We start from the raw sequence: 14,403 nt of genomic DNA, 5'->3' as shown, positions 1-14,403 counted from the left end.
GGGGGACCCTGTGGCAGGATGCTGCCCAAGGTCACGAGTGACAGCGTCAAGGCCCCGGCTCGCTGTCCGGCAACCCTCCTTCCGTGGCGGGGTGCCCCGGGTGATGACCAGGTCGTAGGCAGCGAGGTCTACGGCAAGCGCGGATCCCTCGACACCAGGGGTCCTGGTCTCTCGAGGAGCGTTTTCCGTGAGCAAGCGAATGCGATAGGGCGACTCCGCCCCTTCTTCATCCCTCGGACCAGGGTCCCTTCCGCGTACCCCCGACCGGTTCGAGGTCCTTCCCGTACCCCCTACGGCCGCTGCCGCCACCGCGCGCCGCCGTACCCGCGTACGGGCACACCGAAGCCATTCAGCCCTGCCTGCCGGGAGATACCGCCATGTCCGCGTACCCGAACACCGCCACCGCCCCCGCTCCCGCCGCCGAGAGCCCTGCCCGTGCCGAGCCGCTGCCCGTGCTCGGCCGGGACGTCACCGTCCCGCTCGTCACCGGCGGCGAGGTCACCTACGCGGCCCTGGACTACGCGGCCAGCGCCCCCGCGCTCCAGCGGGTCTGGGACGACGTCGCCGCGTACGCCCCCTACTACGGCAGCGTCCACCGCGGCGCGGGCTACCTCTCGCAGCTCTCCACCGATCTCTTCGAGCAGAGCCGGGCCACCGTCGCCGCGTTCCTCGACTGCCGCCCCGCCGACCAGGTGGTCTTCACCCGGTCCACCACCGACTCCCTGAACCTGCTGGCCGCCGCGCTCCCCGCCGACTGTCAGGTCTTCGTCTTCGAGACCGAGCACCACGCCTCGCTGCTTCCCTGGCGCGACGCGCAGGTCACCTGCCTCGACGCCCCGCGCACCCCCGGCGAGGCCGTCGCCGCCCTGGAGCGGGCGCTCGCCGACCGCGAGCCCTACGGCCCGGCGCTGGTCTGCGTGACCGGGGCGTCCAACGTCACCGGCGAGCTGTGGCCGGTCCGGGAGCTCGCCGCCGCCGCCCACGCCCACGGCGCGCGGATCGTGCTGGACGCCGCCCAGCTGGCGCCCCACCACCCCGTCTCGGTGCGGGAGCTGGACGTGGACTGGGTCGCCTTCTCCGGGCACAAGCTGTACGCGCCCTTCGGCGCGGGCGTGCTCGCCGGCCGCGCGGACTGGCTGCGGGAGGCCGAGCCGTACCTGGCCGGGGGCGGCGCCTCGCGTACGGTGGCCCGCCGCGAGGACGGCGGCGTCGACGTCGAGTGGCACACCACCGCCGCCCGGCACGAGGCCGGATCCCCGAACGTGATCGGCGTCTACTCCATCGCCTCCGCCTGCCGCGCGCTGGAGGAGGCCGGCTTCGAGGACCTCGTCGCCCGCGAGCGGCACCTCGTCGCGAAGGTCCGCGAGGGGCTGGCCGAGGTCCCGGCGGTGCGGGTGCTGTCCCTGTTCGGGGACGACGCCCCGCGCGTCGGCGTCATCTCGTTCGTGGTCGACGGCTGGAACAGCTCGCACTTCGCGGCGGCGCTGTCCGCGGAGTACGGGATCGGGGTCCGGGACGGGCTGTTCTGCGCCCACCCGCTGGTGCGGACGCTGCTGGGCGGCGAGCCGCAGGAGCCGGGCGAGTGCGGGGCGCCGGGGGAGCGGAGCGAGGTGGGGGTCCCCGCGGCCGGAGGCCGGGGGAGGTCGCTGAACGCGATCCGGGTCAGCTTCGGGGCGGGCACCCCGGACGAGCACGTGGAGCGGTTCGTCCGCGCGGTGAAGGAGCTCGTCGCGGACGGCGCGAAGTGGCGGTACCGCACCGCGGACGGCCGCTGCGTCCCGGCGGTGTAGCGGGGCGCCGGCCGCCGGCGGGGCTGACACCAGCCCCGCCGGTGCTACGCGTCCAGGCCGATGGCGAAGGCGGCTTCCAGGTCGTGCTGGGAGTAGGTGCGGAACGCGACGTGGGTGTCGGTGGCCTCGACGCCGGGGATCTTGGAGATCCGGCCGGGGATGATGTCCGCCAGGTTCTCGTGGCGGGCCACGCGGACCAGCGCGATCAGGTCGTACGTACCGGTGACGGAGTAGACCTCGCTGACGCTGTCCAGCTGGGCGATGGACTCGGCGATCTCGGGGATCCGGTCCACGCTGGTCTTGATGAGCACGATCGCGGTGATCACGGTTGGCTGTCTCCCTCGCCGGCAGTCACTGGTCGCCTCACTCTAGTCGTACGGCGATATCGCGCCCACGCGTAGCAGAACCCCACGGAGAAGCCCACCACGTGGGCGAGGTAGGCCACCCCCGGCCCGCTCCCCGCCCGGTGCGCGGCCAGCCACTGGAGTCCGAACCAGAACATCAGCACGATCCACGCCGGGAACCGCAGCGGCAGGAACAGCAGGAACGGGAACAGGCTCGTCACCCGGGCCCGCGGGAACAGGCACAGGAACGCGCCGAGCGCCGCCGAGATCGCACCGGACGCCCCGACCAGGGTCTGGTCCGAGGAGGCGTTGGCCGCCGCGTAGGCCGCCAGGGCCACGTAGCCGGTGCAGAGGTAGAAGACGAGGAACGCCGGCCGGCCCATCCGCTCCTCCGTCATGGCGCCGAAGACGTAGAGGAAGAGCATGTTCCCGAGCAGGTGCAGCCAGCTGCCGTGGACGAAGAGCGCCGTCAGCGGGGTCAGCAGCGGGCGCACCGCCCCCGAGAAGAGTTCGTCCGGGACCACGCCCCAGTGCCGGAAGTAGGCCGTCCCCGTCGCTATCAGCCGGTCACCGGTCCCGAAGGACGGGTTCAGGCCCGAGGCCGGGCTCGTCAGGAACGCCGCGCAGCAGCCGGCGATCAGCGCGTACGTGACCACGGGGCCCCGGGCGGCCTCGCGCACGGCCCGCCACTTTACGATCATGGGAAAGAGCATGACGCAGGTGGACCCCCCTGAGGGTGGTGCCAGGCCGTAGGGTTACGTGCTGCGGTCCTCCGGCCGCCGCGGAAGGCTTTAATTGAACGAGCTACGAAGGAGAGAGCGGCCTGATGACGACGGTTCCCCTGCCGACCGACACCACCCGATGGCGCTGCACCCTGTGCGGCAACCTCACGCGGTTCGATGTCACCCGATCGTCGAAGGTCGTGGAGTACGTCCACCTCGACCTCGCCGGGGAGCCCAAGGTCGAGGAGCGCGAGGTGGTCAGTGAGACCATCGAGTCGGTCCGCTGCCGCTGGTGCAACGCGGTGGACCAGATCGAGCTCGTCGACAGGCCGGGCACCGACTCCTGACGGAGCCGGGCCCGCAGGAGATCACGGTAGGGGTGACGGATTGTGGAGCCAGCAAGCGGCGCCGGGCCGGCCGACGCGGCCCGCGACGCCGCGGAGGTCCTCGACCGCCCACTGCCGGAAGGCGTGCGGCGCCGGGTCGTCTCGCTCGTCTCGGACGCCTTCGGCGGCCTGACGGTCGCCGACCTCCCGGCGCAGCTGCGCCAGTACGCCCGGTTCACCCCGACCCGGCGCGCCAAGTTCGCGGGCAACGCGATGGCCGCCGCCGTGGAGAGCGACGGGGCCTTCCGCAGCCGGGTCGCGGAGAAGGTGCGCGAGGCGCAGCCGGAAATGGCCGGGGCGCTGGAGTCCGGTGCCCCGCCGGCCGCCGCGGACCCGCTGGACGTGGCGGCCGCCGCGTACGTGCTGCGGCCGGCCGGCTGGGTCAAGCTGGTGGCCGCCGCGGGCGAGGAGGCGCAGCGCGCCGACGCCGAGCGGGCCGATGACGAGAACCGGCGCGAGCTGGAGCGGCTGCGCGAGGAGCTGGCCCAGCTGCGCGAGGCCCAGCGCAGCGGCGGCGAGCAGGTGCGGGCCGAGCTGGAAGCCGCCCGCAAGGAAGCGGAATCGCTTCAGCGCAAGCTGCGCAGCGCCCTGAGCGACGTCAAGCGGGGCGAGGCGGCCCTGCGCAAGCTCGGCGGCGAGATCGACGGGATCCGCGGTGAGGCGGCCGCTCAGGTGGCCGCGGCCGAGAGCGAGTCCCGGCGGCTGAAGTCCCGCCTGGCGGAGACGGAGTCGGCGCTGGAGACCGCGCGCCGGGCCACCCGTGAGGGGCGCAGCGTCGAGGACATGCGGCTGAGGCTGCTGCTGGACACCGTGCTGGACGCGGCGGCGGGGCTGCGCCGCGAGCTGGCGCTGCCGCCGGTCTCGACGCGGCCCGCGGACACCGTGGACGCCGTCGAGCCGGGCCGGATGACCCCGAAGGACATCGCGGCACGGGCCCTGTCGGAGACCGATCCGGCGCTGCTGGACCAGCTGTTGGCGCTGCCGCAGGCGCATCTGGTGGTCGACGGGTACAACGTGACGAAGACCGGCTACCCGACGATGCCGCTGGAGAAGCAGCGGCTGCGGCTGCTGGGCGGGCTGTCGATGCTGGCCGCGCAGACCGGCGCCGAGATGACGTGCGTCTTCGACGGCGCGGAGCTGGCGGCGCCGGTGCTGCTCGCACCGCCGCGCGGGGTGCGGGTGCTGTTCTCCAAGGCCGGGGTGACGGCGGACGAGCTGATCCGCCAGCTGGTGCGGGCCGAGCCGCCCGGCCGTCCGGTGGTGGTGGTCTCCACCGACCGCGAGGTGGCCGACGGGGTGGCGAAGGCGGGGGCCCGGCCAGTGGCGTCGGCGCTGCTGCTCAAGCGGCTCGCGAGGGTTTCGTAACGCTGTGCGGACCTTGCGGCTGATGTAACGACTGTGCGGGATGCCCGAATTGACGGTGCGTGGAGGAGACGTACCGTCAAGGGGGTGGCACGCAGCGTGGGCGCCGGGTAAAGAAGCCGGAAGGGCAGCGGATTTTTACGTTCCGGGATTTGAACTGATCACGGACGGGTCACTAGGGTCTGCTCAAACCTTCGTTCGGCAGGACACCCATTCGGGGTGTCGGCGGAGGGGCGCTGCCGAGTGTGCGACCGTCTTCGGCGGCTCCAGGAAGAAGGAGCTCGCGTCCGTGGCGTCCCACCGTCGACCCAAGCCGCCGACCCGCACCCGCGTCAGCGTCCTCACCGCCCTCGCCACCGCGGCCGTCGCCCTCTCCGCCCAGTCGGCCTCCGCCGCCCCGGACAAGCCGAACAAGGACGAGGTCAAGACCAAGGTCGACGCCCTCTACGAGGAGGCCGAGCAGGCCACCGAGAAGTTCAACGGCGCCAAGGACCGCCAGGACAAGCTGGAGAAGGAGATCGGCTACCTCCAGGACCAGGTGGCCCGCGGCCAGGCCGACCTCAACGACCTGCGCAACACGCTCGGTTCGATGGCCACCGCCCAGTACCGCGGCGGCGGCATCGACCCCTCCGTCGCACTGCTGCTCTCCGGAGACCCGCAGAACTACCTCGACAACTCCGCCACGCTCCAGCAGTTGAGCGGCCGGCAGGTCGAGGCGATCGGCAGGATCCAGGCCAAGCAGCGGGAACTGGCGCAGCAGCGCGCGGACGCCACCGGCAAGCTCGCCGACCTGGACGCCGTCCGCAAGGAACTGGCCGAGAAGAAGGCCACCGCCCAGAGCAAGCTCGCCGACGCCCAGGCCCTCCTCAACTCGCTGACCGCCGAGGAGCGCGGCGAGCTCAAGAGCGACGCGGCCAAGGACGGCGCGGCCTCCGCGAAGGCCGCCGGCGGTGGCACGGGCGCCAAGCCCGGCGCGGCGAAGGGCTCGGGTCGCGCCGGAGCCGCCCTCGCCGCCGCCCTCACCCAGGAGGGCGACGCCTACCACATGGGCGACACCGGCCCCAACTCCTGGGACTGCTCGGGCCTGACCCAGTGGGCCTACGCCCAGGCAGGCGTCAGCATCAGCCGCACCACCTACACCCAGGTCAACGACGGCACCCGCATCGGCCGCAGCGAGCTCCAGCCCGGCGACCTGGTCTTCTTCTACAGCGACCTGCACCACGTCGGCCTCTACGCCGGCAACGGCCAGGTCTTCCACGCCTCCAACCCGACCGGCGGCGTGCGCTACGAGGCCATGAGCAACATGCCCTTCCAGTTCGGCGTCCGCGTCGGCTGACCTTCCCCGCCCCCGCCCCCCCGGGCACCCGCCGCACACCGCCCATCCGGGCGAATTGCGCGGACCCGTCCTGACCCCGCGCCCCGCCCATGACCTGCGTCAGAGGCGGGGCGCCGGCGTACGGGCCCGCCGGCGGCCGTTGGCCACCTCGTGACCGCGCGGCTACTGTCTGCCAGCGCGGAACCCGGCACACGGCCGTCCACGGGGGCGGACCCGGACCCGCGCAGCGCAAGGGAGCGGTGCCACGTGGCGTCCCATCGCCGGCCCGGCAGCGGCGGCCCCGACCGGAACGCCAGGGCCGCCGTCCTCGCCGCGGCAGCCGCCGCCACCGCGGCCGTGGCCCTGAGCGGCGCGCCCGCCGGCGCCGCCCCGGCCCTCCCCAACGATCCGCCCGCGAGCTCCCGCGCCCAGGTCGACCGGCTCTTCGAGGAGGCCGAGCAGGCCACCGAGAAGTTCAACCGGGCGGGCGAGAAGGCCGACGCCCTGCGCGCCGAGATCGCCCGCGCCCAGGACGCCGTCGCCCGCGCCCAGGACCGGGTCAACACCATGCGCGGGGTCCTCGGCACCTTCGCCGGGGCCCAGTACCGCTCCGGCGGCCTCGACCCCACCGTCGAGCTGATGCTCTCCGACGACCCCGGCGCCTACCTGGACAAGGCCGCCGTCCTCGACCGGCTGAGCGGCCGCCAGGCCAGGCAGCTCGACGAACTGCGCGAGGAGCAGCGCCGGATCGGCCGGCAGCGCCAGGACGCCTCCCGCAAGCTCGCCGCACTGGAGACCCTGCGCACCGAGGCGGCCGCCCAGAAGCGCGCCGTCACGGCCAAGCTCGCCGCCGCCCGCAGGCTGCTCGACGAGATGCCCTCCGAGGAGCGCGCCGACTTCGAGCGGGCCTCCCGCTCCGACGGCCGCGCCGACGCCCTGCCGGACCTGCCCGGCGTGCCCGCGGGCGGCGGCCGCGCCTCCGGCCGGGCCATGGCCGCCGTGATGGCCGCCCGCGCCGCGGTGGGCAAGCCGTACGTGTGGGGCGCCACCGGCCCCTCCGGCTTCGACTGCTCCGGGCTGATGGTCTGGTCGTACCGGCAGGCGGGGGTCTCCTTGCCGCGCACCTCGCAGGCGCAGCGCCACGCCGGCCGGCAGGTGCCGCTCTCGCAGGCCCAGCCCGGCGACCTCGTGACGTACCGCTCGGACGCCAGCCACGTCGGCATGTACGTCGGCAACGGCCAGGTGATCCACGCCCCCCACCCCGGCGCCCGGGTCCGCTACGACCCCGTCGGGATGATGCCGGTGTCCTCCGTCACCCGGCCCTGACCCCCGCCCTGCGTACGATCGGCGGATGGATCCCCTCCGCCGCGCCCTCCTGCGCCTCCTCGTGCCGGCCCTGTGCCTGCTCGCGGCGGCGGCCGGATGCGCGGCGCCGCCCCCGCCCGTCGACGGGCAGGTGCGCCGGGCCGTGGCCGACTGGGCGGCGGCTCCGCCCGCGCGGCTCGCCGGGATCCCGCTGGAGGGCTGGGCCTACGAGGTCACCTCGGTCCGGCAGGACGGCGCACGCGCCTTCGCACGCGCCGATCTGCGCTACCGCCTCGCCGGCTACGACACCGCCCCCGCCGGGTCGGCCCGCGAGCTGGAACTGGCCCGGGACCCCGGCGGCGGCGGCGGCCCGGCCTGGCGGGTCACCGCCGACCGGCCCGCCCCCGGGGCCCCGCCGCAGCTGTGGGACCAGGGGGAGGTGGCCGTCGTACGGGGCGCGCACTCCCTCGTGCTCGGCGTCGGCCAGAGCCCGCAGGCCCTCTCCGGCCTCGCCGCCGAGGCCGACCGGGCGGTCCCGGCCGTGAGCGCCGCCTGGCCGCGGCCGTGGGCGGGACGGGTGGTGGTCCTGGTCCCCGGCACGCTGGACGCCATGGCGGCGCTGCTGGGGCGGCCGGCCGACACCTACCGGGGCATGGGGGCCGTCACCACCGGCGCCACCGGCGGCGGCCCCGCCCCCGCGGACCGGGTGGTGGTCAACCCGGAGGGGTACGCGCAGCTGTCGCAGGCCGGCCGGCGGGTCGTCCTCACCCACGAGACCACCCACGTCGCGACCCGCACCGCCACCACCGCCCGGACCCCGCAGTGGCTGTCCGAGGGCTTCGCGGACTGGGCCGCGTACCGGCAGGGCCCCCTCGGCCCGGCGCAGGCGGCCCCCACCCTGGCGCGGGCCGTCCGCCTCGGCGACCTCCCGGCCGCCCTCCCGGCCGACGGGGCCTTCGCCTTCGGCGGCGACCAGGAGGCGATGGCCCGGGCCTACGAGGGCGCCTGGCTCGCCTGCCGGCTCGTCGCCGACCGCTGGGGGGACGCCGCCCTGGTCCGGCTCTACGAAGGCGCCGGCCGCGCACCGCTGCCGACCGCCCTCGGCCAGACCCTCGGCACGGACCGGGACGCCCTGACGAAGGCCTGGCAGGAAGCGCTGCGGACGGAGCTCGGGTAGTCGTCCGGTACGTTGGCGGGGATGCACAAGACGCTGATCGTGACCAACGACTTCCCGCCGCGCCCGGGCGGCATCCAGGCCTTCCTGCACAACATGGCGCTGCGGCTGGACCCCGAGCGGGTCGTCGTCTACGCCTCCACCTGGAAGCACGGCGCGGAGGGCCGCGAGGCCACCGCCGCCTTCGACGCCGAGCAGCCCTTCACCGTGGTGCGCGACCGCACCACGATGCTGCTCCCGACGCCCCGCGTGACCCGGCGGGCGGTGTCCCTGCTGCGCGAACACGGCTGCGAGTCCGTGTGGTTCGGGGCCGCCGCCCCCCTGGGCCTGATGGGTCCGGCGCTGCGCCGGGCCGGCGCCCGGCGGCTGGTCGCCACCACCCACGGGCACGAGGCGGGCTGGGCCCAGCTGCCGGCCGCGCGGCAGCTGCTGCGGCGGATCGGCGAGGGCACGGACACCCTCACCTACCTGGGCGAGTACACGCGCTCGCGGATCGCCTCGGCGGTGACGGACCGGGCTGCGGCGCGCATGGTCCAACTCCCGCCGGGGGTGGACGAGAAGACATTCCACCCCGATTCGGGCGGCGCCGAGGTCCGGGCCCGGCTGGGGCTCAGCGACCGCCCGGTGGTCGTCTGCGTGTCGCGGCTGGTGCCGCGCAAGGGGCAGGACACGCTCATCGAGGCGATGTCGCGGATCCTGGCGCAGGTGCCGGACGCTGTGCTGCTGATCGTGGGCGGCGGCCCGTACGAGGCGGACCTGCGGGCGCTGGCCGCCGCGAAGGGGGTCGCCGGCTCGGTGGTCTTCACGGGCGCCGTCCCCTGGTCCGAGCTGCCGGCCCACTACGGGGCGGGGGACGTCTTCGCGATGCCCTGCCGGACCCGGCGGGGCGGACTGGACGTCGAGGGCCTCGGCATCGTCTACCTGGAGGCGTCGGCGACGGGCCTGCCGGTGGTCGCGGGGGACTCGGGCGGGGCGCCGGACGCGGTGCTGTCCGGCGAGACCGGCTGGGTGGTCCGGGGCGGCGACCCCGAGGAGGCGGCGGACCGCATCGTCCCGCTCCTCCGGGACCCGGAGCTGCGGGCCCGCATGGGAGCGGCCGGCCGCGCCTGGGTCGAGGAGAAGTGGCGCTGGGACCTCCTGGCGGACCGGCTGCGGGACCTGCTGTAGCCGGGCCGGGGGCGCGGGTGGCGCCCCCGGGGGCTTACGCCCCCAGACCCCAGGCATCGATCGCCGACGGGGCTGTGAACGCCGCCGCCGGCGATCGATGCGGGAACGGGCGAAGGGCGGGGCGGGGAGACCACCCCTCCCCCCAGCGGAGCGACACGGCTGACTGTCACTCAGATACATGGCACCCCGCCTTATGGCCGCTTTAGCGGAATCCGCCCATCATGCGCCCATGACACCGAACCTGACACGCCGTCAACTCGGCCTCCACGCCCTCCGCACCGCCGCCGCCCTCGGCCTCACCCGTATCGGCCTCACCACCGCCACCGCCGCCGAGGCCCCGCCCGCCGCTCGCTACGCGCCGGCCATCGTCGTCGGCTCCGGCTACGGATCCGCCGTCGCGGCGCTCAGGCTCGGGCAGGCCGGCGTCCGCACCGTCGTCCTCGAAATGGGGCGGCTGTGGGACACCCCCGGGCCCGACGGGAAGGTCTTCCCGTCCACCAGCGCCCCCGACCAGCGGTCCATGTGGTACCGCACCCGCACCGAGGCCCCCCTCGCCACCTTCCTCTGGCTCGACGTCGTCAACCGCGACATCAGCCCCTACCCCGGCGTCCTCGACCGCGTGAACTACGGCGACATGTCCGTCTACGTCGGCCGCGGCGTCGGCGGCGGATCCCTCGTCAACGGCGGCATGGCGCCCACGCCCCGCCGCTCCTACTTCTCCGAGGTACTGCCCCAGGTCGACGCCGAGGAGATGTACGGCACCTACTACCCGCGCGCCCGCGCCATGCTCGGCGTCAACACCATCGACCCCGACTGGTTCGAGTCCACCGAGTGGTACCGGTTCGCCCGGATCTCCCGCAAGCACGCCCAGAACACCGGCCTCAGGACCACCTTCGTGCCCAACGTCTACGACTTCGGGTACATGCAGCGCGAGGCCGCCGGCACGGCCACGAAGTCCGCCCTCGCCGGCGAGGTCATCTACGGCAACAACCACGGCAAGAAGAGCGTCGACAAGACCTACCTCGCGGCCGCCCTCGGCACCGGCAACGTCACCATCGAGACCATGCAGCGCGTGGTCGCCGTACGCCAGGACCCGGCCGGCGGATACGTCCTCACCGTGCGGACCAGCGACGTCACCGGCAAGGTCACCCAGGTCCGCGAACTCGGCTGCGACCGGCTCTTCCTCGGCGCCGGCAGCCTCGGCACCACCGAGATCCTGCTGCGCGCCCGCGAGACCGGCGCCCTGCCCGCGCTCAACGAGCGGGTCGGACAGAACTGGGGCACCAACGGCAACATCATGACCGCCCGCGCCAACCACCTCTGGGACACGGTCGGCGCCAACCAGGCCACCATGCCCGCCCTGGGCATCGACGACTGGGACAACGCGGCCAACCCGGTCTTCGCGGAGATCGCCCCGCTCCCCATGGGCATCGAGCACTGGATCTCGATGTACCTGGCCATCACGAAGAACCCGGAGCGCGGCCACTTCACCTACGACGCCGCCACCGACTCCGCGCGGCTCCAGTGGACGCGGGGCCAGAACGCCCCGTCGGTCGCGGCGGCCAAGAACCTCTTCGACCGCATCAACCTCAGGAACTTCACCATGTACCGCTACGACCTGTTCGGGGAGAACAAGGCCTTCGCCGACACCTTCACCTACCACCCGCTGGGCGGCTGTGTCCTCGGCGAGGCCACGGACGCCTACGGGCGGGTCAAGGGGTACCGGGGGCTCTACGTCCTCGACGGGTCGCTCGTCCCCGGCTCGCTCGGCGTGAACCCCTTCGTGACGATCACGGCCCTCGCCGAGCGGAACATGGAGCGGATCCTGGCCGAGGACCCGCGCTAGGACGGGTACCGGGCCCGGGGCGGCTCAGGGCGGCTCAGGAGCGGTACAGGGCCTCGATCTCGTCCGCGAAGTCCTTCGCCACCACATTGCGCTTGAGCTTCAGCGACGGCGTGATGTGGCCGGACTCCTCCGTGAACTGGGAGGGCAGGATGCGGAACTTCCGCACCGACTCCGCCTTGGAGACCGCCGCGTTGCCGTCGTCCACCGCCTTCTGGACGGCGGCCATCAGGTCCGCGTCCTCGCGCAGGTCCGCCGCCGTCGACCCGGCCGGCTTGCCGTTCTCCGCGGCCCACCGGCCGAGGAACTCCTCGTCGATGGTGATCAGCGCCGCCACGAACGGCTTGCCGTCGCCGACCACCATGCACTCGGCGACCAGCGCGTGGGCCCGGATCCGGTCCTCGATCACGGCGGGGGCGACGTTCTTGCCGCCCGCCGTGACGATGAGCTCCTTCTTGCGGCCGGTGATCCGCAGGTAGCCGTCCTCGTCGAGGGTGCCCACGTCACCGGTGTGGAACCAGCCGTCGGACATCGCCTCGGCGGTGGCCGCCTCGTTCTTCCAGTACTCCTTGAAGACGTGCTCGCCGTGCACCAGCACCTCGCCGTCGTCGGCGATGCGCAGCACCGAGCCCGGCAGCGGCTGGCCGACCGTGCCGATCTTCTGCTTGTCCCAGGGGAGGAAGGCCGTGGCCGCGCAGGTCTCCGTCAGGCCGTAGCCCTCCAGGACCGTGAAGCCGATGCCGCGGAAGAAGTGGCCGAGCCGCTCGCCCAGCGGGGCGCCGCCGGAGATCGCGTACTCGCCGCGCCCGCCGAGGACGGCGTGCAGCTTGCTGTAGACCAGCTTGGAGAAGATCTTGTGCTTCAGCTTCAGGCCGAAGGACGGGCCCGAGGGCAGGTCCAGCGCCCGGCTGTACGCGATCGCCGTCTCGGCGGCGGCGTCGAAGATCCGGCCCTTGCCGTCGGCCTGGGCCTTGGCGCGCGCCGAGTTGTAGACCTTCTCGAAGACGCGCGGCACGCCGAGGATCAGCGTCGGGCGGAAGGACTGGAGCTCGTCGGTGAGGTTCTTGATGTCCGGCACGCAGCCCAGCCGGATCGGCGCCAGCACCGCCGCGACCTCCACCAGGCGGCCGAAGACGTGCGCGGCCGGGAGGAACAGCAGCACCGAGCACTCGCCGGTGCGGAAGAGCGGCTTCAGGCGCTCCACGACGTTGCCGCACTCGGCGAAGAAGTTGCGGTGGGTCAGCACGCAGCCCTTGGGGCGGCCGGTGGTGCCCGAGGTGTAGACGATGGTGGCCGGGTCGTCGGCGTTCGCGAGCGAGCTGCGCGCGTCCACGTCCGCGTCCGGGACCCCGGCGCCGGCGGCCTTCAGCGCGCCGAAGGCGTCCTGCTCGATCTCCCAGACCTCGCGCAGCTCCGGCAGCCGGTCGCGCAGGGCGGCCACGCTCGCGCTGTGGCCCGGGCTCTCCACGAGGGCGGCGACGGCGCCGGAATCACTGAGGATCCACTGGATCTGCTCCGGGGAGCTGGTCTCGTAGACCGGCACGGTGACCGCACCCGCGCTCCAGATCGCGAAGTCGAACAGGACCCACTCGTAGCGGGTGCGGGAGATCAGCGCGACCCGGTCGCCGGGCTGGATGCCCGCCGCGATCAGGCCCTTGGCGGCGGCGCGCACCTCGGCGAGGAACTCCGTCGCCGTGACGTCCTGCCACCGGCCGCCGACCTTGCGGCTCATGACGGCGGTGTCTGGGTGCTGGGCGGCGTTGCGGCGGATGAGATCCGTCAGGTTCCCGTCCGAAGGGACCTCGTACAGGGCCGGAAGGCTGAACTCGCGCAAGACTGCTGCTCCTCTGGGCGCCATCGCCACCGTGTGGACCGACCGGACGTTACCCACCGGTAGTGGGTTCCCGATAGAGGGAACCGGCCAGATGTTCCGTGCGTCACATTCTGGACTTCGCCGTGCATCGCAAACGCCGCCACAGCTCTGCCGACAGTAGTCGACCGCCTCCAGGACTCGGAAGTAACCGCAGGTCCGGCCGCTTGCGAGCCCCCCTCTACCCCGCCCGGCGCGGGCACCCCTAGGGTGGCGGCATGGGTGCCAGCAAGAGGCGTACACGGGTCCACGTCGTCAGCGACGTCCACGGCAACACCGACGCGCTCGCCAGGGCCGGCGACGGCGCGGACGCCCTCGTCTGCCTGGGTGACCTGGTTCTCTTCCTCGACTACGCCGACCACTCGCGCGGCATCTTCCCCGACCTCTTCGGCGTCGAGAACGCCCACCGGATCGTCGAAATGCGCACGGCCCGCCGCTTCGCCGAAGCGCGCGAATTCGGCCGCCGGCTCTGGGACGGGCTGGACCGGGAACGCGTGATCGAGGAAGCCGTGCGCCGCCAGTACGCGCAGATGTTCGCCGCCTTCCCCAGCCCGACGTACGCCACCTACGGCAACGTCGACATCCCCGGCCTGTGGCAGGAGTACGCCGGACCCGGCACCACCGTCCTCGACGGCCAGCGCGTGGAGATCGGCGGCCGCGTCTTCGGCTTCGTCGGCGGCGGACTGCCCTCGCCGATGCGCACCCCCTACGAGGTGGACGAGGACGAGTACGCGGCGAAGGTGGAGGCCCTCGGCGAGGTCGACGTGCTGTGCTCCCACATCCCGCCGGAGGTCCCCGAGCTCTGCTACGACACGGTCGCCCGCCGCTTCGAACGCGGCAGCACCGCCCTGCTGGCCGCGATCCGCCGCACCCGGCCGCGGTACGCCCTCTTCGGACACGTGCACCAGCCGCTGGCACGGCGGATGCGGATCGGGGCCACGGAGTGCGTGAACGTGGGCCACTTCGCGGCGACGGGCCGCCCGTGGGCCCTGGAGTGGTGACCGTGCGCCCGTCGGCCAGGGTGCCGCAGTGGCGGGGCATGCGCGCGCGGTAGCCTTCGTGCGGCGGCCGGAGGCCCCCGCACCCTTGCCGAACACTCTCCCCCAGCCACCGCTGGGCGGTACC

At 73.7% G+C, this 14,403-nt stretch carries 12 protein-coding genes and 1 riboswitch; of the genes, 9 read left to right on the top strand and 3 right to left on the bottom strand.

The window, feature by feature from the left end; all coding sequences use genetic code 11:
• The first annotated feature begins 29 nt into the window (after nucleotides 1-29).
• Nucleotides 30-146: riboswitch (SAM riboswitch) on the top strand.
• Between the two features lie 231 nt (nucleotides 147-377).
• On the top strand, nucleotides 378-1,790 hold the full coding sequence (locus ACFY15_RS12615; protein WP_390685670.1) for an aminotransferase class V-fold PLP-dependent enzyme: 1,413 nt from the start codon (nucleotides 378-380) through the stop codon (nucleotides 1,788-1,790).
• Between the two features lie 44 nt (nucleotides 1,791-1,834).
• On the opposite strand, the gene ACFY15_RS12610 is transcribed toward ACFY15_RS12615, so the two are convergent.
• Nucleotides 1,835-2,116: an Lrp/AsnC family transcriptional regulator gene (locus ACFY15_RS12610; protein WP_007263678.1), complete on the bottom strand. Its 282-nt coding sequence runs from the start codon at nucleotides 2,114-2,116 to the stop codon at nucleotides 1,835-1,837.
• Entirely contained in the window at nucleotides 2,113-2,847 is a 735-nt protein-coding gene (locus ACFY15_RS12605) for a rhomboid family intramembrane serine protease (RefSeq protein WP_390685671.1), read from the bottom strand. Before ACFY15_RS12605 ends, ACFY15_RS12610 begins: the two co-directional genes overlap by 4 nt.
• 113 nt (nucleotides 2,848-2,960) lie before the next feature.
• Here ACFY15_RS12605 and ACFY15_RS12600 point away from each other — a divergent pair, with 113 nt between their 5' ends.
• The 7 genes from ACFY15_RS12600 (at nucleotide 2,961) to ACFY15_RS12570 (ending at nucleotide 11,411) form a co-directional block, all read left to right on the top strand.
• Nucleotides 2,961-3,203 carry a hypothetical protein gene (locus ACFY15_RS12600; RefSeq protein ID WP_042813634.1) on the top strand — a complete coding sequence of 81 codons (243 nt, stop codon included), beginning with the start codon at nucleotides 2,961-2,963 and terminating at the stop codon, nucleotides 3,201-3,203.
• 39 nt (nucleotides 3,204-3,242) lie between these two features.
• Nucleotides 3,243-4,607 carry an NYN domain-containing protein gene (locus ACFY15_RS12595; RefSeq protein ID WP_390685955.1) on the top strand — a complete coding sequence of 455 codons (1,365 nt, stop codon included), beginning with the start codon at nucleotides 3,243-3,245 and terminating at the stop codon, nucleotides 4,605-4,607.
• Between the two features lie 286 nt (nucleotides 4,608-4,893).
• A complete protein-coding gene (locus tag ACFY15_RS12590; RefSeq protein WP_390685672.1) occupies nucleotides 4,894-5,940 on the top strand; it encodes an NlpC/P60 family protein in 1,047 nt (348 codons plus the stop codon).
• 246 nt (nucleotides 5,941-6,186) lie between these two features.
• Nucleotides 6,187-7,245, top strand: a complete 1,059-nt coding sequence (locus ACFY15_RS12585) for an NlpC/P60 family protein (protein WP_390685673.1) — start codon at nucleotides 6,187-6,189, stop codon at nucleotides 7,243-7,245.
• A 25-nt stretch (nucleotides 7,246-7,270) separates the two neighbouring features.
• Entirely contained in the window at nucleotides 7,271-8,401 is a 1,131-nt protein-coding gene (locus tag ACFY15_RS12580; protein WP_390685674.1) for a hypothetical protein, read from the top strand.
• A 21-nt stretch (nucleotides 8,402-8,422) separates the two neighbouring features.
• The gene (locus tag ACFY15_RS12575; RefSeq protein WP_390685675.1) at nucleotides 8,423-9,565 is read left to right on the top strand and encodes a glycosyltransferase family 4 protein; all 1,143 of its coding nucleotides are present in this window, start codon (nucleotides 8,423-8,425) and stop codon (nucleotides 9,563-9,565) included.
• Nucleotides 9,566-9,794: 229 nt separating this feature from the next.
• Nucleotides 9,795-11,411, top strand: coding sequence for a GMC oxidoreductase (locus ACFY15_RS12570; RefSeq protein WP_390685676.1), 1,617 nt, complete (start codon nucleotides 9,795-9,797; stop codon nucleotides 11,409-11,411).
• A gap of 34 nt (nucleotides 11,412-11,445) precedes the next feature.
• On the opposite strand, the gene ACFY15_RS12565 is transcribed toward ACFY15_RS12570, so the two are convergent.
• Complete coding sequence (locus ACFY15_RS12565; protein ID WP_390685677.1) at nucleotides 11,446-13,242, bottom strand: AMP-dependent synthetase/ligase; 1,797 nt, start codon at nucleotides 13,240-13,242, stop codon at nucleotides 11,446-11,448.
• A 254-nt stretch (nucleotides 13,243-13,496) separates the two neighbouring features.
• Here ACFY15_RS12565 and ACFY15_RS12560 point away from each other — a divergent pair, with 254 nt between their 5' ends.
• A complete protein-coding gene (locus tag ACFY15_RS12560; RefSeq protein WP_390685678.1) occupies nucleotides 13,497-14,279 on the top strand; it encodes a metallophosphoesterase in 783 nt (260 codons plus the stop codon).
• Nucleotides 14,280-14,403 lie beyond the last annotated feature (124 nt).

The sequence above is a fragment of the Streptomyces sp. NPDC001373 genome (assembly GCF_042895815.1).
Classification (GTDB): Bacteria; Actinomycetota; Actinomycetes; order Streptomycetales; family Streptomycetaceae; genus Streptomyces.
Note: the sequence above shows the minus strand (reverse complement) of the source record. Positions and strands in the feature narration are given on the sequence as shown.